The organism is Polyangiaceae bacterium, assembly GCA_020633235.1.
In the GTDB taxonomy this organism is placed as follows: domain Bacteria; phylum Myxococcota_A; class Polyangia; order Polyangiales; family Polyangiaceae; genus JACKEA01.
In genome coordinates this window covers 1,405,564-1,426,614 of record JACKEA010000001.1, presented here as the reverse complement: position 1 = coordinate 1,426,614, position 21,051 = coordinate 1,405,564, and the positions used below count along the sequence as shown (strand labels likewise).

The following is a 21,051-nucleotide window of genomic DNA, read 5'->3' as shown; positions in this document are numbered from 1 at the left end:
GCCGCGTCGTGGCGTACGGCCGGTGGGTCACGTCGGCTGGATACGGCTGTGCAGCCATCGAACCGCTCGCTCGTGACCTCCATCTGGAGGGCGCCCGAAGTGCCCGAACTATTTTTCTCTCTTTCGCCGCGGAAAGCAGCAACGCCCCCGCCTCGGCCCTTGAACGGAAATCGGGAGGACAAGGCATGAGACGCCCCCTGACGGTCGCGAAAACACCGATCGACGAGGTGATCGACACGGACCGCCAGCTCACACGGTTGGTCTTCGCCCATATGGCAGGCGCCGCTGGTTGGCTCGTGTTCGGAACGCTCGTCGGTTTGTATCTGAGCCTGAAGTTCATCTGGCCCGACATGGACGCAGTGAGCTGGCTCGGTTTCGGCCGACTGCGACCGATTCACACCAACACGGTGTTCTGGGGCTGGGCGTCACATGGGATGGTTGGCTTGGCGTTGTACGTTGTGCCGCGCACGTGCCGGCGACATCTCTTCAGCTATCGACTGGGCTGGGTCGCGCTGGGATTGATGTCAGCGTCGGTCGTGGTCGGTGATGTGTGCCTCGCCGCCGGGCTCAACAATGGCGCTCAGGAATATCGCGAGTACGTGTGGCCAGCGATGGCATTGTTCGCTGCCAGTCTCGGGCTCACGCTGTACAACTTCTATATGACCGTCGCGCGTCGTAGCACGCGCGAGATCTACATCTCCAACTGGTACGTGCTGGCCGCGCTCATATGGACGCTGACGCTCGTGACCATCGCATACTTGCCATTCTACCAGCATGGGCTCGGGGAAACGGCGATCCAAGGCTACTACATGCACCAGGGCGTCGGCATGTGGTTCACGCCCATGGTGCTCGGACTCACCTACTACTTCCTGCCGAAGCTGCTGAACAAACCCATCTACTCGTACTCGCTCGGTGTGCTCGCGTTTTGGACGCAGATGCTGTTCTACACGATGATCGGCTCACACCACTTCCTGTACAGCCCATTGCCGTGGTGGCTGCAGACGGTCGCGGTGTTGTTCAGTGTGGGCATGGTGGTGCCGGTGGTTGCCGGCAGTGCGAACTTCCTCCTCACAATGCGCGGCAGCGGTCACGCGCTCCGCAGCAGCTACGCGGTGCCGTTCCTACTGGTTGGTGTCGTCTACTACCTCGTTGGGTCCCTACAGGGCAGCTTCGAGGCGCTTCGCTCCCTAAATTTGCTCTGGCACTTCAACAACTACACGGTCGGTCACTCGCACATCACGATGTACGGATTCGTGTCGTTCTTGATCTGGGGGGGGGCGTACGGCCTCTTGCCCCGGCTATCTGGTCGAGAGGCCCCGCAGCTTGCGATCGGGATTCACTTCTGGCTCGCGTTCCTTGGACTCCTCATCTACGGTGTCTCGCTAAGCATCGGCGGGACTCTCCAGGGCTTGAGCTGGAAACATCACGAGCCGTTCGAGAGCTCGGTGGTGTTGATGGCGCCGTACTGGCTCTGGCGGGCGATCGGCGGCACCTTGATGTTCACCTCTCATCTGCTGTTCGCGTTCAACGTATGGCGCATGCTGCCCGCACGCGCTGCAGCACCAGTCGCGCCGGAGGTGCCCGATGCTGCATGATTTTTACGAGCGACCCGCTCTGCTATTCGGCACGGTGTTTCTCGGCTTTCTCGCACTCAGCATGGTGGTCGCAGTGGGTCCCGCCATCGACGTGCAGGCCAAGTATCAGCCGCTTCCGGGTTCGAAACCGCTCTCCGCGGCAGAGCAACGCGGGCTCCACGTTTACGTCGCCGAGGGCTGCCCGGTGTGTCACACGCAACAAGTGCGACCGCTTCCCATGGATGCATTGTGGGGGCGACCCACGGTGGCCGCCGACTACGCGCGGCTGGGGCCGATGTCTTGGTTGCAGCAGACGCCGGGTGTACTCGGCTCCGAGCGCACCGGACCCGATTTGTCGAACATCGGCAAACGGCAACCCAGCGAGACCTGGCAACTCATCCATCTCTACAATCCACGTGCCGTTGCGCCGTGGTCGATCATGCCGCGATTCCACGGGTTGTTCGAGGTCGTCCTGGATCCACCCCACGATGCGAGCGTGGTGCCCGTGCCCGCCGCGTTCGCTCCGGAGTACGGCAAGGTCGTGGCAACCAAAGCTGCGCTCGATCTCGTCCAATACCTTCTCTCCCTGCAGCAGACGCCCCTGGACGGAGCGACGCCACTAGCGGCGGCTCCCGCAAGCGCAGGCGGCCGGGGCGAGCAGCTCTACGCTGCCAACTGCGCGAGCTGCCATCAAGCCACCGGGCTGGGTCTGGCGGGTACGTTTCCTCCGCTCGTCGGCGACCCCGTCGTCAACGCCAAAGATCCACGCGAGCACATTTCTACCGTCCTCCACGGTGCGCATGGCCGCGTGATCGGCGGAGTGACGTATGCCGTAGCGATGCCGGCATTCGCCGAGGTCCTCGACGATGATCAGATCGCGGCAATCATCAACCACGAGCGGTCGAGCTGGGGCAACAACGGGCCCGCAGTCACGCCGAAACAAGTTGCCAAGCTCCGTAACGAGAAGGCATCACCATGAGCCGGTGTCCGAACTGCGCCGTGGCGAATCCCACCGCACACTCCGCGACGCCGACTGGCACCTGGGAGTTCGGGGTTGTCGCCGTCGGACTGGTGCTGGTCGCTCTCGCGCTCGTGGCGGCGTTGAAGCTACTTCTTCGACCTGGTGAACGGGCCCCGGAGCACATCAAGCGGACCATCCTCGACGATACCGCGGTGCCGCCCCAAGAGGGATGAGACATGAGTGACCACGCCGATCGTGTTGTCGCGTATCTCGACGATGCCAAGACGCCGTTGCTCAACGGACAGGCGCCAGTCGGGTTGAGCCTCGACACGCGCCAACTCGAGGACGGCGAGCACGAGCTCAGGATCGAAGCCTGGGACCAGCGCGGCCAGAAGGGCATCAAGCGAGTGCGATTCACCGTGCGAAACGGCCCGGCGATCACTGTGCACGGGCTCGACACAGGCGACGTGGTCGAAGGGCAGGTAGCGCTGGTCGTTCACGCTTTCGGCGGCGGCGGCGAAGAGAACTGGGAGCCGGCGCAGGCGGAAACGCCGGCTCCCGTACCGACCTGGGCGTGGGTCGTGCTCATCTGCATCGTGGCATGGGCGATGTACTACGTGGTTGCGTTTTGGCACCCTGAGAAGAGCGTCGCCGATTCCCCGACCTACCGACTATCCGGGGCGCAGCTCCAGACCTTCGTTGACACTCCGGCTTAGCGTTATTTTCAGGTAACGGACGCCACCTAGCTTTCGTGACCAGCCGTGGCCATCTTCCGCGCTAGTCATCAATCCTCGGCCGCGCCCGAAGCCGCACGGAAAGGGCCGTTCTCGTGCGGGAACAGCACGGGGCGCGCGAGATTGCCCGGAACTCTACGCGACCACCGTGAGGCGGTGGTAGAACAACTTGATATGCTGCCGCGGCCCGCGGCCCAGTGCCTGTTGAGGACCCGGATGAAGCGACACCCCACCTCGCGCTTCTGTCGCGCGATCATCACCACGCGCTGATCATGTCTCAGGCTCTCCGGCACGGCGCACCCGACCGTCTGCGGGCGGCCTACCCCACTGAGCCCAACGCCCTCATCGCCACCCTGCGACAGCGCTTCCAACAGGAGCTCGCACCCCACTTCCAAATTGAAGAGCTCGAGCTGTTGCCACGTTGTCGCGATCAGCCAGGGCCCCTCGGCGCGCAGGCCGCCCGGATCGAGCGCGAGCACCACCAACTCAGGACAATGCTTGCCGACCTGGCTCCAGGACCGACGCTCGCCGATCGGCTCGATGCGTTCGCGCTGCTCCTAGATGCCCATGTGCGGTTCGAAGAACAGAGCTGGTTCCCCAGCCTCGAGAATGCGTTGGGCGCGGCGGTCCTTGACAGGCTCGCGAGTCCGCTTACGCCCGATCAAAGCGACGAGGAGGTCGGTCAGCTTCGCGAGCGCGCGAAGGAGCTAATTTGTTTGTATCGTGTCAACGACGCCTTGCTGGACCGTTCCCATGTGCCACCGACGGTGTTCAGGGGCGTGCTAGAAGCCATACCGAGCGGTTGGCAGCGACCTGCGACGACGGCCGCGCGAATCGAGTACCTCGGACGGCACTATCTCGGTCCCGGCTTCAGCGACCGAGGCGCACGATTGCGGGCGGCGATTCGGACGTGGGAACGCGCCGTCGGCTCAATCGCAGTCGTCGACCGCGCTTTGGATGAGTCTGAAACGGACGGGTTTCTCCGAGAAGAGCAAGACCTCCTTGACAGCATCGCAGTTCGACTCGGCGACTACTTGGAGTGGAAACAGCAAGAGCTCATCGGTGAGCCCATCGGTGCGGCGGCAGCGCAGTGGAAATGGCGTCAGGCGTTCGCGGAGCGACTCGCACTTGCACTCGATCCGGAGCGCTTCGGCGTACGCGCAGTGTACCTCACGGGTAGCACCCAGCGAGGAGAAGCGGCACCGGCCAGTGATATCGATCTCGCCATCTTGTTCAGAGGAACACCGCAGCAGCGGCAAGACTTGTCATTGTGGCTTGAAGGCTGGAGCCTCTGCCTCGCTGAGGTCGCCTACCGGCAAGCTGGGATCGTGTCATCCTCCGGCCTGCTTGACGTGACCTGGCTCAAGCGCGACCCGACAGCCGTGGAGAGTGTTCGCTTTCGTGCGTTGCCGCTCGGTGCGAAGCCGTCGATTGACTGAACGCAGAGGCTGTCGGCTGTTACCGCTGACGCTGCGGAGCGCAGGTCTTGCGCAATAAGTCCCCCACTCCGCCGAGCGGATCGCCGGATCGGGCAGAAGGCTCCCATTGTCGCAGTCAGGCTTCGTCTTCGCCACGCGCCAGCCGGGCGGCGAGACCACCCTCGCCTCGCTGTCGACAGATCGGAATGGCAACGCACGGTGAAACAACGAAACAACAGTACCAATTCGAGCTTGCCGACAGCGGCTAATGCGAGCTCACGAGTGCCCCATCACCGCGGGCTCGGCCACAGGAACCAGCGGGCGAGCACCGGCACATCCAATGCAGGACTACGCGGACAGTGCCTGACCATCGACGCGAGCTTCCGCAACGATCACGTCCTGATTGACGTAGACGGCCTCAGGCGTGCACGCCGAGCCGATGGCCCCGGATGTTTCGCGCTACTGAGTTGCGACAGATTTCATTGTGGAGCGTGGACTCGTGATCGATCCAGGATGGCTCAAACGCCGCATCCCGAAGGGGTCTGGTAGGGAAGTGAAAAGCTTTGTCCCTGTTGTTTCCCGCGCTGTCCCACCGCTTGATTGTCGCGGAGAGCGCCCGCGGGCGACCGGTGGATTCCCGGATTGCGGGGCAGGGTTAGAGGCAAGGGAGCATGGTTTGAATGCAGGAAGCCCGGCGGCTAATGCCGCCGGGCTTCCGTCGTAGCGGAGCGACAGGGCGGTCAGAAGGGGATGTCGTCGCGGTGAGCGATCATGTCGTGGAGCGAGCCGAGGTAGTCAGTGACGGCGAGCTGGAGCGCGGTCGACAAGGCGGTGATGGACTGCGCTTGTCGCAACATCGAGTCGCCGGATGCGAGGGACAACGGGTCGCGCGGAAGGCGCGGGTGGCGGCTCTCGAGCGCCGCCGAGAGGGTCTGCCGTGCGGCGCAGGTGACCGCCGCTGCGCCGAAGATGGGGTCCTCGATCATGTGGCAATGGCGGATGAGCCTGGGATTCATCACGACACCTCCGCCATGGCAGCCTGGACCTGTTCCGCGGCGACAGCCTTGGTCTTGGCGAGCGCGGCGGCCATGAGAGCGTGGTGGGCAACGAGGTTGACCTTGCGGGGCAATCCGCTGCTTGCCTGGTAGAGCGCCTCCTGGGCTGCGGGCTCGAAGAGCGGCAGCTCGGTGCCGGCGAGGCGCAGGAGGTGTGCGAGGTAGGGGCCGAGCTCGTCGCGAGAGAGACCGGCGATGTGTGCGCGGACGACGACGCGCTGGGAGAGCGCCTCATGCACGGCCATGCCGAGCCTGCGCCGGAGCTCGGGGTGACCGACGAGGAGCAGGCAGAGGCGGTTGTCGGAGTCCATCGAGTAGTTGGTGAGCAAGCGCAGATCCTCGAGCACGTCGCTGCGCAGATGATGGGCCTCGTCGACGATGAGCAAGGGCTTCTGGCGCGCCTCGCCCGAGAGGCGCGTCACCTCGGCGCGGATCTGGCGGAAGAGTGCGGCGCGGTTGCGCTCGGTGGGCAGGCCGAATTCCCAGGCGATGGTCTTGTAGAGGTCCATGACGTTGCCCGTGGAGAGCGAGACGTACAGAACGCGGTGCAAACCGGCGTGCAGTCCAGCGACGACCTTTCGACAAGCGGTGGTCTTGCCGCTGCCGCTCTCGCCGGTGACGATGCCGATGCCGCGTAGATCCAGCAGGTGAGCGAGGCGCGCCTCCAACTCGCGGAGGGAGCCGGAGGGGAACAGCTCGTCGGGCTCGATGGCCTTGCCGAAGGGGTGGCGGGTGAGGCCGAAATGCTTGCGGTACATCACTTCACCGCCTTGTCGTCGTCGGCCGCGTTGGACTGGAAGTCGCTCATGCGCAGACCCTGTGCGGGAGGGTCGGGCGGGGTGTCGGCGACGGGCATGCGGCGGTCGCCGTTGCGACGGACGAAGCAGTTGGCGTAGGCATCGACGCGCTTGGCGAGCTGGATCTGGCTGCCGCGATGCCACACCTGGACGTTGCGACGGTCGCGGGGACGGGAGGGGTCGTAACGGAGCACGACGGTGTCGCCGACGAGCACGGCGTCGACCTCGTAGACGACACCATCGAGGGAGACGGTGCGGTCGGACTGCACCCGGCGTTTCTGCTCGAACAGGAACAGGTCGGCGACGCCTGGGTCGGCGAGGCGCACGTCGCTGGAGCGGGCTGCCCAGCGGTCGGCGGGCGCCTCGCCGTCGAGACCGCGGTGGGGGCTCTGGTGGTACTCGCCCTCGATCCAGGCCCAGAGGCGGCGATTGAGCGCCTCGATGGACTTGGTGTCGTCGGCGCCGAGTTGCACGAGCAGGCTCATGCGTACCGTGCGGAACCAGCGCTCCATCTTACCCTTGCCCTGGGGCGTATAGGGGCGGGCGTGGATGAGGGTGACGCCCAGCTTGGCGCAGACGAGGGCGAGGTGGCGCGAGCGGAAGGCAGCGCCGTTGTCGACGTACAGGCGCTTGGGGATACCGCGGCGACGGATGGCTTGCTCGAACACCGGCAGGAACGCCGCGACGCTCTCGCTCGGCGCGAAGCTAGCATAGGGGACGATGCGCGTGGCGTCGTCGATCATCGCGAGCAGATAGCTCTTGCGCTGTCGCCCCTCGATGCGCACGGAGGGGCCGTGCATCACGTCGCTCATCCACAGCTCGCCGGCCTGGTCGAACGAGAAGCGCCGGCGGTCGTTGCTGGTCGGCTCCCCCGGCTTCTTCTGCATCAGGCCTGCACGCGCTAACAAGCGGTGCACGGTGGACGGTGCGAGCACGACGTCGTCGGGTATCCGAGCGAACCTCGAAACGTGCTCGATCACGAGCGCGACGCTGAAGTCGGGATGCTGGTCCTTGGTCTCGCACAACACGTCGGCGACGCACTGCGGAATGGCGCGTGCCGAGCCTCGATCCTTGCGAGCCTTGGGTAGCAGAGCGTCGAAGCCGCCGCGCCGATAGTCGCGCAGCCAGCCGCGGATCGTCTCCGCCTCGACGCGGCGCCGGAGCGTGCCGGGGATGTCCCACTCCCGCGCGGCCTTGTCGCGCAAGAGCGCGTACAAGCCGCGGTGACCGGGCTCGAGGTGGATGAGGTCGGCGATCACGCCGTACCGGAACAGAGCGATCTGTTGGCGGCGCTCCGCATCGGCCTGCTCGTGCTCGCTGAGGGTGATCGGCGGCGCACCATGGGTCCTGGGCGGTCGGGGCTTTTCTGTTGTCATGGTCTGCTCCTGGGTGTGCGCCCCGGTCCTTCCGGGGTGCGCCCCAGGAGCTACTGGCCCCGCTCCGGCGGGTCCGGCCCCATGTCGTGTGGGTGCCCAACAGCACGCTCCGGTCGCCTGCGCGCCCGGGCTCCGAATCCGAGCGGCGCGGGCAATGTCCGCAGCAGGTGGGACGCGAGTCTGCGCAGCGCGACGAGCGCGCTCACCACGCCGAGCCGCTCACGCACGGCGACGATCGTCGGCGCGCAGCCGGACAGCACCGGCAGTGACGTCACCGCAGCCAGCAGCCCCGCCTCGACGGCTATCATACGTCGGCGCAACCAGCGCAGCACCGACGGTAGCGTGACCACTTCGCCGGACTCGGCGGGGCGCAGCAGGGCGGCTGCTCCCTCCGTCGTCCTGGCTGCCTGCGCCGCGGCGACAACCCCCTCTATCTCCTCCAGCGTCCCAGGCATCCGGGCAGCGAGAAAGTCGGGCAGCAGGCTGATGGTGACCCCTGACTTGGGACACAGCAACCGCGCGACCCGCACGCCAGTCGGGCTCTTGCGCGTGTAGCTCCCGTGCCCAACCAGGCCACAATCGCCCTCGGGATGCAGCGGGCATTGCTCCAAAGTTGCGCAGCGCCACGCCTCCTGCGTAACGTACTGCTCGCTGGTAAGGGTCGTATCCCAACGAATCTGCACGATCCTGCCGGCCGGGTCCGTGCGCGGCAACGCAGCGGACCAACCTTTCGGCGATCAGCGTCCCGCGGATCCGCCTCCCTGGAAAAAGGAACGGCGAACCTCTCCGGAATCCCACCCCGTCTCACTACGACCAACGAGCGCATCGGCCGGGAAGAACACGCCGGGGGATCACGACCGAACGTGAGACCCTACAGTCCCGTACGTGAGACCTGACTTGCGGGCAACGGCACCGAGCGTACGCCCCATCACTATCGAGCTGTTCGGCGAGGACTGGCACGCATCGCGCGACAACGTGGCGCAGGCGCCCGAGCATTGACGCCCGCGGAGAAGACAATCAACCGGGCGCACTTTGGGAGGTCGTGGGTATGTAGCCTCCGTCGTCCTCCCAGCGGAATATCGCTCGCGCGTCGAGGTGTTGGCCGAGGCGCACTGCCACACGAAGGGAGTCGCTCACCGAAACCTGTCGGACCGGACTCCGAGCCGCGGCCTCCAGACCGCGCCAGGCCCTCTCCAGCGAGTCGATAGCGCGTCGATCGAGAAGAGTAGCGAGCAACGTGGGCGGACACTCGTGCGGAGAGCCAGGGCACCCGTTGGCGAGCAAGCGTTGGCTCTCAGCGACCACGTCTGCGCGAACAGCGAAGTCGCCGCACTGATCGCAGTGCACGTCCAGGTAGAGATTCCGGAGTAGGTCGGACACACTGGGCTCCTTTCCTGCTGTCGGTCATGACTGAGCATCAACGGGTGGGAGTGCACGGCCCGTGCCACGGCCCCGATGGTTGTGGTGTCGATGTTGTACGCTCGCTCGTCGGTAGAGACCGATTCGCGTCCTAGAAACTCACTCGTCGCATGACGGAGCGCGGGATGACGCGGACGACAGCTAGAATCCAGCGCCACGCCGCCGGCGAGTAGACCACAGGCGTGCCACGATCGATGGCTCTCAGGACGTCAGCTGCCACCTGCTCAGGGTTCCCGGCAAACGGTGGCGGAACAAGTCCGGCGGTCATCGCGGTCTTCACGAAGCCGGGCTTCACGCAGACGACCTGGAGACCCGCCGTCCGGTACGCGTGATCGAGACTCTCGAGATATGCCGCCAGACCGGCTTTCGCCGCGCCGTACAATCCGACGAATCGTCGTCCGCGGTCGCCCGCAACCGAGCCAAAGACGCAAAGCGTGCCTCCGCCGTTGGCGAGCAGCCGCCGGCGTGCTTCTTCGCAGAACAGCACTGTTGCCCGAAAGTCGACCTCGAGCACTTGCGCGGCGAGCTTCGGGTTGTCTGCAAGCTCCTGCTGCGCTGCAAACATCCCCGCCGTCACCACAACCGCATCGAGTGCTCCGAGCTCGTGCTCAGCGTAGTCTAGCGCCGGCGCGAACGTGTCGAACTGTTCCAGATCGCACCGGGACGTCCCAACCACAACGCGGGGATTGAGCGCCTCGAGGTCGGCGGCGCTACGTTCTAGCTCCCGCTGATCCCGGCCGAGCAACACCAGCGCATCTCCCCGCGCAGCCATTCGGCGCGCCATCGCACGTCCCATGCCCTTAGTTGCTCCGAGGAAGGCGACTCTCACCGTAGATCTCCAAATAGGCGGACGGATTGTGCACTGCGTAGCCGGCGCTCCGGGTCGTATCGATCGCAAACGAGCAGCCAGTCGTCCAGGCGCTTTTCCATCTGACGGAAGTGAGCGGGCCGACTGAGAGCGTCCTTCGCGAGATAGATCCGCCCGCCCTCTGCAATCACCTGCTCGTTCAACGCGTCGACGAGACCGGAAGTCGTGTCGCGTAGCGGCAGGTCGAGCGCGAGCGACGTTCCGTACATCGGGAACGAGAGCATACCGGGGTCTTGTCCACCGCAGTCCTTGATGACGCCAAGGAATGAAGCCCCGCCCTGAACACTCAGTACCTCGAGTACGCGTGCGACGGCGTCTCCCCCTGATGCACGGGGGAGGACACATTGGTACTGCGTGACTCCAGCTCGACCGTACAGTCGATTCCAATGACCGACGGCGTCCAGCGGATAGAAGAATGCCTGTGGATGCACGATGGCCGCAGGGCGTCGACGGCAATGCGCGTGGTAGTAGAAGCCGTTGAACATCGCGACCAAGGGGCGGGACATTACGAACGCTGGCGCACAGAAGGGAACGGACGGCCGCTTGAAAGGCGACGGAAACGAATTGGGCGCTTCCTCGGGCCGAGCCCACCGGCCCCGGAACAGGATTCCGCGCCCGAGGTGACGTCCGCGCGCGAGACAATCGAGCCACCCGACGGTGAACGGCCAGCTCCGAGCCGAGTTCTCCAACGACTCCAGGAAAGTCGACAGGTTCGGTACGCGAACGGTCTCCGCGTAGATCCACGGCGACGGTACCTTCATGAGCTGAACTTCTACTTCGAGGATGTGTCCGGTCAGCCCCATTCCACCAATGCTGGCGTAAAACAAATCGGGGAGGCATTGGGGCGAGCACTCCACGATCACGCCGCTCGCCAACCGCATGCGGAGTAGGCGAACATGATTCCCGAACGTCCCATCGCGGTGGTGGTTCTTGCCGTGAACATCTGCGGCGACCATCCCCCCCAGCGTCACGTTCCATGTGCCTGGTGAAACCGGCGTGAACCAACCCCGAGGCAGCAGAACCTGGTACAAGCGTTTGAGCGACAGGCCCGCTTCGGCCCTCAGCACCCCCGTGTCGTTGTCGAAACCGAGCACGCGATCCGAAAGCGTGGTCCCGACGACGACGGGGTGCGACGACGGTGGGAGGGATGAATCGCCGTAGGATCGGCCCAGTCCACGGGAGAGCGGAACATCGCGGGTGAGGTGTTCCAGATCTTCTCCGACGATCTCGTACGCCCGAACTGCCCGACCTCCCCAACCCGAAATTTGAGACATTGGCCGGTCCCGGAATCCCGTTGGTGTGGGCTCTGCCTGAACCTTCATGTTGCAGTGGAGGCGACGACAGCTATCGCTCCGAGGTGGGCTCGGTACCGACGGAAGCATGCGCGTACCGTGCGAAGGCGCTGTAGCGCTCCTGGAGTCCGGATGGCGTTCAGCACGAAGCGTGTCGTGCCCGCGATGCCCTCGTCTTCGAGCAGGCGATCTAACTCCAGCAGACGCATGGGTGCGGTCGCGGTGGCTTCGACTCTGAATCCTGCGCTCTCGAGCCAACCTTCCCACTGTGACGGCGTTCCGATTCGAACTCCGACGTGTATCGTCGCAGACAGAGCCCTCTGGATCTCTGCAAGAAGCGCCTTGTCGATCGTTTCCGGGATGACGGCTAGCTCGTGCACTGCGTACCGTCCTCCCGGGCGCAGCAGCCGGTGAGCTTCCGACATGATGAGCAGTTTCTTTTCATGAGATTGCATGCTCAACATGGCTTCACCAAAAACGAGCGATGCTGCGCCGTTCGGAAGTGGAACGTCGGCCGCATCGCCCCTCAGCATCGGGATAGCGAGAAATCCTTCACGCGCGAGCGAGCGTCGGGTCAACGCAACTGCCCGCACATTTCGCTCGACACCGGCGTAACTCTTCGGTTTCCGGCGGAGGATCTCGCAGGCGGTCAACCCCACGCCAGGTGCGAATTCGACTACGTCGTCACACGGCTGGATTCGCACTTTGTCGAGCAGCCAGCGTGTAGTCTCGCGCCCGCCGGGGCGAAGAACTCTCTTGCCGAGGTGTGCCATCAGCCAATGGGCGGGCAGTTTCTGGATGTCGAGGTGCGCGACGAAGAGTTGCTCCTCGACGCCGACGGACTGAGCGGTCATGGCGCCTCCTTGATGTGAACTTCATGTGCAACTAGCGAGCCACCGGGAGAGGCTCGAGCCGGGCGCGTGAGGCGTCGCCGTTGACGGAAGCTCCCAGAAGGCCGATATTCCGTGTCGAAACACGATGAAACATCTGGCTGCGTGCGAAGAGCCCTTCCAGGATGGACAACTTTATCACGTGTACGGACTGCGCGCGGAAGTGGAAGGCACGCGGGCGTGCTGTCGCGTCGTCGCGCGCAGCCCCGACATGCGCGCGCTTCTCGGCAAGGTTAGCCCGGTGGCGCTCAACGACGCGCCAGTGGTCATCCGGGGGGAGAGCGGAACGCCCAAAGAGGTGTCGGCCCAGTCGCTCCACGCCAATAGGCTCGAGCAGCAACCGTCAGCGGGAATGTGGGCAACTCGGATTAGTCCTCGGGGGGCTGGTCCCTCCCGTCGCGCCATGTCTGCCAATCCTCGCCAAAAAGCTCGGCCGGGTGCGGCGTGCGCTCGGTGCCGTTGCCGCAAGTCAGGTCGCTGACGGGGCATAGCTTTTCGCAGCCCCAGCAGACCCGCTCGGGGTGGGCGGGGTTCAGCCATCTTGGGTCGATCACACACACCTACATAGCAGCCACCGTGCCATCAGTAACGCGAGGGGTCCGGGTCCATCGTCGACCAAGCGTCGATGCCCCCAACCACATCTCAGGTCTTCGCGAACTCGCGAACGAGGGGGTGTGTCCCGGGACGTACCGCCTCAGCGGCGCGTGGGCGAAGGTCGGCGGCGGACAGGCTCGGAGGTGCCAAATTTGGCGTGTCAGACCTGCCAGATATGGCATAACTGCTCGGTGTTGCTCCAGATTCGCAAGAAGCCACCACCAGTGAACGACGGCCTGCGAGCGATGCTCGACGGCGTCCCCGAGCCCGCAATCCTGCTCTCCATCGACCACGAAATACTGGCTGCCAATCCCGCCTATCGCGCCAGGTACGGCGAGGTTGGACAGTCGTGCTACGCCTCGCGCGACTTCGACTCACCGTGCGACGCCAACGGAGAACCGTGCCCGCTGCGTGCGACGCTAGAATCCGGCCGTCGGCAGCGCGTCTTCCACATCCAGCATGGGGCGGCGGGTCCACGACACGTCGATGTCGAGATCGAACCGATCCTCGATGATCGCGGTCGGGCCGCCTACTTCTTGGAGCGCATCCACGAGATCCACGAAACGCGCGGCGATCAGGGCGAGTTGGTCGGACGCGCGGCAAGCTTTCTGCGTGCGCTCGGTCTGCTACAGCGCGCAGCACCGAGCGAAGTCCCGGTGCTGATCCTGGGTGAGTCGGGTACCGGAAAGGAGCTCGCAGCTCGCGCTCTCCACCAGATGAGCGTACGCCGGCAGCGCCCGTTCATGCCGGTGGAGTGCAGCGGGTTACCCGAATCGCTTTTCGAATCCGAACTTTTCGGGTACGAGCAAGGCGCTTTCACCGGTGCGAACAAGGCCAAGCGCGGACTGGTTGATGCGACGGCGGGCGGGACACTGTTCCTCGACGAGATTGGCGACGTTCCGCCGCCCGTTCAGGTGAAGCTGCTCCGATTGCTCGAGTCTGGAACCTTCCGGAAGGTGGGAGGCACCCAGCCGCACCGGGCCGACTTCCGCCTCGTCTGCGCAACCCACCGTGATCTAGCCACGATGGTGCGCGACGGAACCTTCCGTCAAGACCTCTACTACCGCATCAACGCTTTTCCGGTGACGCTCCCGCCGCTTCGTGAGCGACGCGGGGACATCGCAGTGCTGTGCCAAGAATTCCTCGCGAAGAAGCATCCCGGCAAACGACTTCAGCCCGATGCATTGGCGCGTCTCGTCGAACACGACTTTCCCGGAAACGTGCGAGAGCTGAAGAACGTGGTCGATCGGATGGCGCTGCTCGCCGATGGCGAGGAGCTCTCGGTTGAACACCTGCCGTCGGACCTCGCGATTGGCGCGGCGAAGCCCTATGAAACTGACGCGACGACCCAAGCCAGGTTTTCCGTGGATGAAATACTTCCGCTCGCCAAGCTCGAAGCAGAGTACCTCCGTTGGGCTGAGGCGCGTGCGATCGATCGCGTGACCCTGGCGCGCGCTCTCGGGGTGTCGGAGCGGACGCTGTACCGCAAGCTGGACGAGGCGCGACGCACGGGTTGACTCGAGTTGGCATCCGACGTGCAAGGGCGACGGCAACATGCTCCGGACCATCGTCGGCCTCGCGCGACCAACTGTGCCGTCTGGCAAGTTGTCTCTTTCAAGTGTCGGATCGCCGCCGGCGTCTAAGTCACCGCCCGTCCATCCACGAAATTTCTGACACTTCCGCGGCTCGGGCTACCCCGTCCGGCGAGCATCGAGCCGAAGGACCGACTCGGGACCATCCTCGGGGCGCAAAACGTTGCACGCATCACGCTCAAGCACGATCCGAGCTGTATGTACTACGCACTCGAAGTCCGCAAGGCCGGTGAAGGCCCGGAAGTCTGGACTGCGGCGGTCACGAAGGTCTGACAGTGGGACAGCGCGGCGCGACTGAAATCTCCCGGTACCGTTGACTTGCTCGCAGACGTCGCTGCCCGCATCGGCCTCACGCCGCGACGGTACAGCGGTATGCCGCGCTCACGCTACTGGTGAGCGGCGCTGAGCACGCCCTTGTACCTGGCCAAGTGGCCAAGCGTGCCCCTCATTTCGCCGCGCAATGCCCAGAACCTGAGCGAGTTCTTCCGCCTCTGGCGCGCCCTCGACCACGAGAACTGTCGAGCGCCACGATTCGTGGCCCTTCGAGAGTCAGCGTGCGGGCGCCCGTCCGCGCATCGATGCCAATAGCGCCAATAGCATACCGACGAAGGTCGCAATCCAAGCCGCGAGAGCGAGGTAGACGAAGTACTGTGGAATGACGGCCAGAAACTCAAGACGGGTCGCGCTCGCCAGGCGGGCCGTGCACACCGTGTACATGGCGAGCGGAAACACCATGCCCCAATACTGCGGATCATACCGCAAGGGAAAACACCGGATGAGATGACGCCAGATCCCCAGGATGGTGAGCAATGGGATCCACCACGTTGCCGTGATCCAGAAGAACAGGGTGAAACCAATAATGAAAGGACGCAGGGCGTTCAGGAAGGTCCAGGAGTTGTCGACTAGGAGCAGAGTCGACCCGGCCAACGTGGTAATCGCCACTGCCCCCATGTTGATCCAATACGGGGGCGTCAGGCGCCCGAGCGTCATCTGTACGAAGGTGAAACGATAGAAGATGAGCGTGATGATCGTGAGGTAGAGCATCGCCCCGAGTAAGTACATGCAGAGCGTGAAGAACAAGACCGGTTCGCGCGCCGTCGACATGCCGGGTGCTAGCAGGGATCCGAGTATGGACACCGACTGAGTGGCTACGATGGCGATCAGCCAGGCACCGTTTATCCCGGCTTCGAGCGATGGCTTGTCCTCGCGGACCACGACGGCCGCGAAGAATCCGTACATGACGACAACCCAAAGCACGATCCCGACCATCCAAAGACCGAAAGCGAATTGGTCGCTGGTACCTATGAGCAGCAGTTGCGCTCCCAGGATGCACGTGCCGGCAACCACCGTGAAAAACCCGGGGCCGCGCTCGTGATCACACAGGTCCTGGATCACCCGCCTGGGGTACATCACAAGTCGAGCGATGAACAGCAGCGACAGAACGACATATCCGATCACGTTGATGGCGAGGAGGCATAGCGCCATCGTCGCCATGCCCAGGATATGAGCTGCAACCGACACGATTCCTGTGGCCATGACAAAGGCAAAGTACCCAGGAAATAGGTTCTTGATGCCGCTTGCCAACCGGTGGTCACCGGTGTCCGAGTCCGTACCCTCCATCCTCTGTCAGTCCAACCGATACAGATACCGCAGCAGCCAGAGGTTGACGCCCAGGCATGCGAGACTGGCAAGTGCTGCCGCCACCGACGCTGCCTTATCGCCGCCCAAGAAAGCGTTCATGGTGGCGGTCAGCAGCCAGAGCTGGAGCACAACCAAAATCACTGCGAGCACGAGCGCACCATTCACGATCGTCATGCGCTGAGAACGAGCGAATCGATTGTGGGTCATGACTCGGAGTTCTCCACGCCCGTGGCGTACACCGTGCCATCCACGACATCGAGCGACACGCGAGGCAGCGATCGTCGAGGAGGTCCGGCGAGAGGCCGACCGCTTTGCAGATCGAACCATCCGTTGTGACATGGGCAGTGAAGCTTGCCCTCGGCAACGGCGGGAACGACTGGGCATTGCAGGTGCGTGCACTGCTGGTCATACGCGACAAAAGCCTGTGGACCCGTCCGGATGAGCAGGCGCGGCGTACTCCCCTTGGGGTACTCGAAGGTCTTCGCATCCCCAACCTCCACTTCGTCGATCCCCGCAATTGGGACGCGGCCTGTGGCTACTTCGCGGCGCGCGAAGAACCCCCTCAGCGCGATCCACGCCTGACCGACTACGAACGCGCCGCTGGTCAGAACGATGAACTTGACCAGCTCGCGGCGAGAGACGTAGTCGTCTTCGGCCCAATCGATCGGAAAGTCGCGCCGCCAGCGGGGTTGTTCTTCGGGCACGCCGCGATCCGGCGGGACAGAAGGCGTACCCATGATTGCCGAAGGCGGATCCTTTTGCCTCATGGCTGTTCCTCGCCAAACACGTCGTCGAGGACGTCGTGACCGATTGCAGGCTCGTACATCGCTGCCGTGACGTCGACATGTTCGTCGGGCCCGTCCTTCGGGACCATCACATTGACCTTGGTGCGGATGGTCTGCTGACCGAACTGAAAGGTGTTGACCGGCTTCGCGTTGGGACGCAGGCGAGCCATTTCTTCTCGGGTGCCGAACGCAAGGGCCTGGCTCGGACAGACGGAGGCGCACATCGGCTTCAAACCGACCGATGTTCGGTCGTAGCACATGTCGCACTTCATCATGAGGTTCATCTTGGTGTTCATCTTGGGAACCCCGAAAGGACAAGCAAGGACGCAGTTGTTGCATGCGATGCAGCGGGGCTTCCGTGCCGTCTGCACGATGCCGTCCTCGTTTCGCTTGATCGCGTCGGCCGGGCAAACCTCCGCGCAGGTGGGAGAGTCGCAATGCATGCACACGACGGGAACTGTCTGGGTCGACCCGGCGCGGTCGATGAAATCCAACTGGATCATCGACTGCCCCTTGTGGGTGTCGCACTCGGTGCACGCCTGAATGCAGGACTGGCAGCCAATGCACCTTCCGGGATCGACGAAGAACTCGTGCTTGTCAGGGACGGGCATCGTAGGTGGGGATTCCTTTCACTGCTGGGCCTCGAGCACACCTGCGTACTCCGGCGGCTCGTCCGATTTTCTGACTCTCACGGCGCAGACCTTGTACTCCGGGATCTTGGAGATGGGATCCTGCGCGGCGATGGTGAGCTGGTTCGCGCTCTTTCGCCCGCCCCAGTGGTAAGGAAGAAACACTGTGTCGGGTCGAATCGTGCTGACGACGGTCGCCCGCACCGTACAGCGACCTCGGCGACTCTCGACGGTGACCCAATCTCCGTCGCGGATGCCGAGCCGTGATGCGAGGCGCGGATGGAGCTCGCACTTCGGCTCCGGATAGTGGTCCACGAGTGGTCCGATACGCCGCGTTTGATTGCCCGATAGGAATTGGCTCACCACGCGCCCCGTGGTGAGGATGATGGGGTACTCGCTGTCCACGTCCTCCGCTGGCCCTTGATAGGGCGTAACGTTGAAGCGAGCCCGTCCGTCAGGGAAGTAGAACGGGCCGGTACCCCGGGCGATGGGATTCCATGAGCCGGGCTCGAACAGTCGAGGGGTGCCCTGCGGGCCTGGTAACGGCACGCCCTCTGGCGTCTCGTCCGGGCAGGGCCAGAAGACGCCAAAGTTTTCCTCCACGCGTTCGTACGTCACGCCCGAGTAGTCGTTGACCCCTCCGCGAGATGCAGCGCGCAGCTCCTCGAAGATTTGCTCGGGGCCAGCAAATGTGAGCCCTTCCGAGCGGCCGAGTGCGTTGGCTATATCCTGGATGATTTGCCAGTCGGCTCTCGCATCGCCCGGCGGCTCGACGGCTTTGTTGATCCGGACGATGCGCCCTTCGACCTGGGTCACCGTTCCCTCGTCTTCCTCCTGCAAGGACCCAGGAAGCACGATGTCGGCATAGCGCGCGGTCTCGCTCATGAAGAAGTCGATGGCGACAAAGAAATCGAGCTTAGAGAGGGCCTCTCGCACGAAGTTGTTGTCGGGCAACGAGACCACTGGATTGAAACAGATCGAGAGAAGCCCCTTGATCTCACCCGAGTGCGCCTTGCGCATGATCTCGTAGGCATCCACACCTGGTTGCGGGAGCTCGTCAGGGTCCATCCCCCAGACCTTTGCGACGAACGCCCGGTGTTCCGGGTTGCCGAGATCACGGCCACCCGGAAGCTGGTCGCACTTCTGTCCGTGCTCCCGGCCGCCCTGACCGTTCGCCTGGCCCGTAATCGTCGCGTAACCGCAGCTGGGTCGGCCGATGCGTCCCGCCGCGAGCACGATGTTGATCGCGCTAAGCACGTTCTGGACACCATGGCTATGATGTTCGATGCCCCGGGCGTGCATCAGGAAGCTCGTCTTTGCTTGCCCCCACCATTCGGCGGCCTGTCGAATCGTCTTCTCTGCGATGCCCGTGACCTCGGCCGTTCGGCGCGGGGTCCATTCGCGCACGCTTTCAGCCACGGCATCGAAGCCAACCGTGCAGCGATCGATGAAGTCGTGGTCAAGCCAGTCGTTCTCAATCATCAGGTGTAGAATGCCGCTGAACAAGGCGGTATCTCGGCCTGGCTTGACTGGTAGAAAGAGATCGCACGTGCGGGCGATGGGGGTGATCCGTGGGTCGACCACGATGACCTTCGCGCCGTGCTCTCGCGCTTGCCAGATGTAGTTGGTTGTGATCGGCGCACATTCGGCAACGTTCGCGCCGGAGACGAGCACGACCTCGGCTCCCAGGATATCGCTCCACGGGTTGGCGGCTCGGTCGATACCAAACGCCTTCTTGTTCCCCGCGCCGGCGCTCACCATGCAAAGCCGCCCGTTGTAGTCGATGTTGGCCGTTCGCAAGCACATGTGAGCGAACTTGCCCATCAGGTACGTCTTCTCGGTCGTCAGACTTGCGCCCGAGAGTACCGCGAAGGCGTCTTGGCCGTGGTCTCGCTGAACCCGCTCGATGGCAGCAGCGACCTTGCGGACCGCTTCATCGTATCCCATGGGTCTAAACCCCGCCGCAGCGTCGGGAGCACGTTCGTAAGCGTGGAGGAGACGATCGGGATGAGCTTGCTGGAGGTACCGCTTGACGCCCTTCGGGCACAGCATGCCCCGATTGAACGGGAACTCGTACCACGGCTCGACGCCGATCACGGTGTTACCTTTGACCTTGAGGTGGAGTCCGCATTGCTGTCCGCAGAAACAGCAGTGGGTCTTTACGTACTTGTCCGGCTCGACCCCAGTATCCACGCGGATATCGGTCGCATACGCACGGAATGGTCCGAACTCGCGGATGGTTTCCAGGTCGAGCCCAGGAACAGGAAGGTCGGGGGTGCTGGTCGGGCGGCTCATGGATGAAAGTTCTCCTCGTCCTCGATACCCAAGGGCCCTTCACCGATGCCCGCGTTCACTTGAACGGGCATTGCGATGACCTCTTGCTCACGCAATGACGCGCCACCGCGTGCTTCTCGCCAGAGCAGCGATTGCGCCAAGGCAAACGAGGTGCGACGGCAGGGCGGACAGATCCACTGATAGTGCTCGGCGGGGCTCCCCGGGATCTCGTAGCGATACCCGAGCGCGCGCTCGACCTCGATCAGATCCATCGCGTGCATCTGCGAGGTGAACTCGTGTCCACAGCGCCGACACCGAGCCCGTTCCTCAGCCCTGCCGATGTCCTTATAGAATCCAACGCCGATCTGCGCGGGACGCTGGAAGATGTGAAAGAACTTGCCGAATGGCAGCCAAACGAAGGTCGCAATGACGGTGATGGCATGGAGGATAGAAATGAAGGTAAAGCCGTAGCCTTTCATCCACGTGTAGCTCGCAGTGAGCATCAACCCGGTCAGGCTGACCGCGAACAAGAGGATGAGCGGCATGAAGTCTTCCGCAAACCGCTGTACGGCTCCGGCCCCTTCGTCGCGCATGCGCCGGCGCACCGCCAAGAACACGCCGCCGATGACGAGGAACGACGCCCAGACCAAGCCATGAAAGAGAAAGAACCCCGCCGCGGACGCATGTGGAAAGCGAAACGCCGGAAATCCGAACACGACGGCTTCGTAGAGCGAGAGGTCACCGGGAACGGGGCGGAAGTGCAGCCAACCGAACACGAGTGGGAACGTGATGGCTACCGCCAGGATGCAGCCCCACATGATGAGGAGGTGCGTCAGTCCGCGGAGCCGGTCGCGCCGAAGGATGAAGCGGTTGGCGAGCAAGTCCTCACCGACACGCAGCAGCCAGAATCGCGCGTTGCGAAGTCGCCAACCACGCTTCCAGAAGGCCTGCCAGCCACGGCGCCAGTACAGCGCCGTGGGCGGCCTCGAGAGCCACATGCTGTAGCGGTACGTCAGGCCAAAGGTTGCGAAGAGGATGGAGAACGTATAGGCGACCAGCGCGGCGTCGAAGTGCGCCAAATTGCGTGAACCAACGAGGATCGCGGTTCCCAACAGAACCGTCGCGACCAGTCCTCGCACGAGGGCTTTCATG

20 protein-coding genes are annotated in these 21,051 nt (G+C 63.9%); 7 read left to right on the top strand and 13 right to left on the bottom strand.

Going from position 1 to position 21,051, the window contains the following annotated elements; translation table 11 throughout:
• The first annotated feature begins 185 nt into the window (after positions 1-185).
• The 5 genes from H6717_06310 to H6717_06290 all read left to right on the top strand — a co-directional run bounded on the left by H6717_06310 (position 186) and on the right by H6717_06290 (position 4,708).
• Positions 186-1,595 (top strand): cbb3-type cytochrome c oxidase subunit I, encoded by a 1,410-nt coding sequence (locus H6717_06310; GenBank protein ID MCB9576624.1) that lies wholly within the window; start codon positions 186-188, stop codon positions 1,593-1,595.
• Positions 1,585-2,553: a cbb3-type cytochrome c oxidase subunit II gene (locus H6717_06305; protein MCB9576623.1), complete on the top strand. Its 969-nt coding sequence runs from the start codon at positions 1,585-1,587 to the stop codon at positions 2,551-2,553. Before H6717_06310 ends, H6717_06305 begins: the two co-directional genes overlap by 11 nt.
• Positions 2,550-2,768 (top strand): hypothetical protein, encoded by a 219-nt coding sequence (locus tag H6717_06300; GenBank protein ID MCB9576622.1) that lies wholly within the window; start codon positions 2,550-2,552, stop codon positions 2,766-2,768. Before H6717_06305 ends, H6717_06300 begins: the two co-directional genes overlap by 4 nt.
• 3 nt (positions 2,769-2,771) lie before the next feature.
• Entirely contained in the window at positions 2,772-3,251 is a 480-nt protein-coding gene (locus tag H6717_06295; GenBank protein MCB9576621.1) for a cytochrome C, read from the top strand.
• A 290-nt stretch (positions 3,252-3,541) separates the two neighbouring features.
• Positions 3,542-4,708, top strand: a complete 1,167-nt coding sequence (locus tag H6717_06290) for a hemerythrin domain-containing protein (GenBank protein ID MCB9576620.1) — start codon at positions 3,542-3,544, stop codon at positions 4,706-4,708.
• 719 nt (positions 4,709-5,427) lie between these two features.
• Here H6717_06290 and H6717_06285 read toward each other — a convergent pair.
• The 7 genes from H6717_06285 to H6717_06255 form a co-directional block, all read right to left on the bottom strand.
• Positions 5,428-5,703: a hypothetical protein gene (locus H6717_06285; GenBank protein MCB9576619.1), complete on the bottom strand. Its 276-nt coding sequence runs from the start codon at positions 5,701-5,703 to the stop codon at positions 5,428-5,430.
• Positions 5,703-6,500: an AAA family ATPase gene (locus H6717_06280; protein ID MCB9576618.1), complete on the bottom strand. Its 798-nt coding sequence runs from the start codon at positions 6,498-6,500 to the stop codon at positions 5,703-5,705. Before H6717_06280 ends, H6717_06285 begins: the two co-directional genes overlap by 1 nt.
• Positions 6,500-7,915 carry a DDE-type integrase/transposase/recombinase gene (locus tag H6717_06275; protein MCB9576617.1) on the bottom strand — a complete coding sequence of 472 codons (1,416 nt, stop codon included), beginning with the start codon at positions 7,913-7,915 and terminating at the stop codon, positions 6,500-6,502. The genes H6717_06280 and H6717_06275 overlap by 1 nt, the downstream gene beginning before the upstream one ends.
• Positions 7,916-7,965: 50 nt before the next feature.
• Positions 7,966-8,628 (bottom strand): hypothetical protein, encoded by a 663-nt coding sequence (locus H6717_06270; GenBank protein ID MCB9576616.1) that lies wholly within the window; start codon positions 8,626-8,628, stop codon positions 7,966-7,968.
• 797 nt (positions 8,629-9,425) lie between these two features.
• The gene (locus tag H6717_06265) at positions 9,426-10,130 is read right to left on the bottom strand and encodes an SDR family NAD(P)-dependent oxidoreductase (protein MCB9576615.1); all 705 of its coding nucleotides are present in this window, start codon (positions 10,128-10,130) and stop codon (positions 9,426-9,428) included.
• A gap of 29 nt (positions 10,131-10,159) precedes the next feature.
• Positions 10,160-11,524: an FAD-binding oxidoreductase gene (locus H6717_06260; GenBank protein MCB9576614.1), complete on the bottom strand. Its 1,365-nt coding sequence runs from the start codon at positions 11,522-11,524 to the stop codon at positions 10,160-10,162.
• Positions 11,521-12,348 carry a class I SAM-dependent methyltransferase gene (locus H6717_06255; GenBank protein MCB9576613.1) on the bottom strand — a complete coding sequence of 276 codons (828 nt, stop codon included), beginning with the start codon at positions 12,346-12,348 and terminating at the stop codon, positions 11,521-11,523. Before H6717_06255 ends, H6717_06260 begins: the two co-directional genes overlap by 4 nt.
• A gap of 124 nt (positions 12,349-12,472) precedes the next feature.
• Between H6717_06255 and H6717_06250 the strand changes: the two genes are divergently transcribed.
• Both H6717_06250 and H6717_06245 read left to right on the top strand, forming a co-directional pair.
• Positions 12,473-12,865, top strand: a complete 393-nt coding sequence (locus tag H6717_06250; GenBank protein MCB9576612.1) for a sigma 54-interacting transcriptional regulator — start codon at positions 12,473-12,475, stop codon at positions 12,863-12,865.
• Between the two features lie 358 nt (positions 12,866-13,223).
• Positions 13,224-14,495: a sigma-54-dependent Fis family transcriptional regulator gene (locus H6717_06245; GenBank protein MCB9576611.1), complete on the top strand. Its 1,272-nt coding sequence runs from the start codon at positions 13,224-13,226 to the stop codon at positions 14,493-14,495.
• 624 nt (positions 14,496-15,119) lie between these two features.
• On the opposite strand, the gene H6717_06240 is transcribed toward H6717_06245, so the two are convergent.
• Genes H6717_06240 through H6717_06215 form a run of 6 tightly spaced genes read right to left on the bottom strand, consistent with a single transcriptional unit; the run spans position 15,120 to position 21,050 of the window.
• The gene (locus H6717_06240) at positions 15,120-16,190 is read right to left on the bottom strand and encodes a tellurite resistance/C4-dicarboxylate transporter family protein (protein MCB9576610.1); all 1,071 of its coding nucleotides are present in this window, start codon (positions 16,188-16,190) and stop codon (positions 15,120-15,122) included.
• Between the two features lie 6 nt (positions 16,191-16,196).
• The gene (locus tag H6717_06235; protein ID MCB9576609.1) at positions 16,197-16,418 is read right to left on the bottom strand and encodes a hypothetical protein; all 222 of its coding nucleotides are present in this window, start codon (positions 16,416-16,418) and stop codon (positions 16,197-16,199) included.
• The gene (locus H6717_06230) at positions 16,415-16,978 is read right to left on the bottom strand and encodes a Rieske (2Fe-2S) protein (GenBank protein ID MCB9576608.1); all 564 of its coding nucleotides are present in this window, start codon (positions 16,976-16,978) and stop codon (positions 16,415-16,417) included. Before H6717_06230 ends, H6717_06235 begins: the two co-directional genes overlap by 4 nt.
• Positions 16,975-17,607: a 4Fe-4S ferredoxin gene (locus H6717_06225; GenBank protein ID MCB9576607.1), complete on the bottom strand. Its 633-nt coding sequence runs from the start codon at positions 17,605-17,607 to the stop codon at positions 16,975-16,977. The genes H6717_06230 and H6717_06225 overlap by 4 nt, the downstream gene beginning before the upstream one ends.
• Before the next feature lie 18 nt (positions 17,608-17,625).
• Positions 17,626-19,920, bottom strand: coding sequence for a molybdopterin oxidoreductase family protein (locus H6717_06220; protein MCB9576606.1), 2,295 nt, complete (start codon positions 19,918-19,920; stop codon positions 17,626-17,628).
• Positions 19,917-21,050, bottom strand: a complete 1,134-nt coding sequence (locus H6717_06215) for an MFS transporter (protein ID MCB9576605.1) — start codon at positions 21,048-21,050, stop codon at positions 19,917-19,919. Before H6717_06215 ends, H6717_06220 begins: the two co-directional genes overlap by 4 nt.
• Position 21,051 lies beyond the last annotated feature (1 nt).

Excerpts from the sequence above, each read along its gene's own strand:
- H6717_06310 (MCB9576624.1), top strand. The coding sequence starts at position 186 with ATGAGACGCCCCCTGACGGTCGCGAAAACACCGATCGACGAGGTGATC.
- H6717_06305 (MCB9576623.1), top strand. The coding sequence starts at position 1,585 with ATGCTGCATGATTTTTACGAGCGACCCGCTCTGCTATTCGGCACGGTG.
- H6717_06300 (MCB9576622.1), top strand. The coding sequence starts at position 2,550 with ATGAGCCGGTGTCCGAACTGCGCCGTGGCGAATCCCACCGCACACTCC.
- H6717_06295 (MCB9576621.1), top strand. The coding sequence starts at position 2,772 with ATGAGTGACCACGCCGATCGTGTTGTCGCGTATCTCGACGATGCCAAG.
- H6717_06290 (MCB9576620.1), top strand. The coding sequence starts at position 3,542 with ATGTCTCAGGCTCTCCGGCACGGCGCACCCGACCGTCTGCGGGCGGCC.
- H6717_06285 (MCB9576619.1), bottom strand. The coding sequence starts at position 5,703 with ATGAATCCCAGGCTCATCCGCCATTGCCACATGATCGAGGACCCCATC.
- H6717_06280 (MCB9576618.1), bottom strand. The coding sequence starts at position 6,500 with ATGTACCGCAAGCATTTCGGCCTCACCCGCCACCCCTTCGGCAAGGCC.
- H6717_06275 (MCB9576617.1), bottom strand. The coding sequence starts at position 7,915 with ATGACAACAGAAAAGCCCCGACCGCCCAGGACCCATGGTGCGCCGCCG.
- H6717_06265 (MCB9576615.1), bottom strand. The coding sequence starts at position 10,130 with ATGGGACGTGCGATGGCGCGCCGAATGGCTGCGCGGGGAGATGCGCTG.
- H6717_06260 (MCB9576614.1), bottom strand. The coding sequence starts at position 11,524 with ATGAAGGTTCAGGCAGAGCCCACACCAACGGGATTCCGGGACCGGCCA.
- H6717_06255 (MCB9576613.1), bottom strand. The coding sequence starts at position 12,348 with ATGACCGCTCAGTCCGTCGGCGTCGAGGAGCAACTCTTCGTCGCGCAC.
- H6717_06250 (MCB9576612.1), top strand. The coding sequence starts at position 12,473 with ATGAAACATCTGGCTGCGTGCGAAGAGCCCTTCCAGGATGGACAACTT.
- H6717_06245 (MCB9576611.1), top strand. The coding sequence starts at position 13,224 with ATGCTCGACGGCGTCCCCGAGCCCGCAATCCTGCTCTCCATCGACCAC.
- H6717_06240 (MCB9576610.1), bottom strand. The coding sequence starts at position 16,190 with ATGGAGGGTACGGACTCGGACACCGGTGACCACCGGTTGGCAAGCGGC.
- H6717_06235 (MCB9576609.1), bottom strand. The coding sequence starts at position 16,418 with ATGACCCACAATCGATTCGCTCGTTCTCAGCGCATGACGATCGTGAAT.
- H6717_06230 (MCB9576608.1), bottom strand. The coding sequence starts at position 16,978 with ATGAGGCAAAAGGATCCGCCTTCGGCAATCATGGGTACGCCTTCTGTC.
- H6717_06225 (MCB9576607.1), bottom strand. The coding sequence starts at position 17,607 with ATGCCCGTCCCTGACAAGCACGAGTTCTTCGTCGATCCCGGAAGGTGC.
- H6717_06220 (MCB9576606.1), bottom strand. The coding sequence starts at position 19,920 with ATGAGCCGCCCGACCAGCACCCCCGACCTTCCTGTTCCTGGGCTCGAC.
- H6717_06215 (MCB9576605.1), bottom strand. The coding sequence starts at position 21,050 with ATGAAAGCCCTCGTGCGAGGACTGGTCGCGACGGTTCTGTTGGGAACC.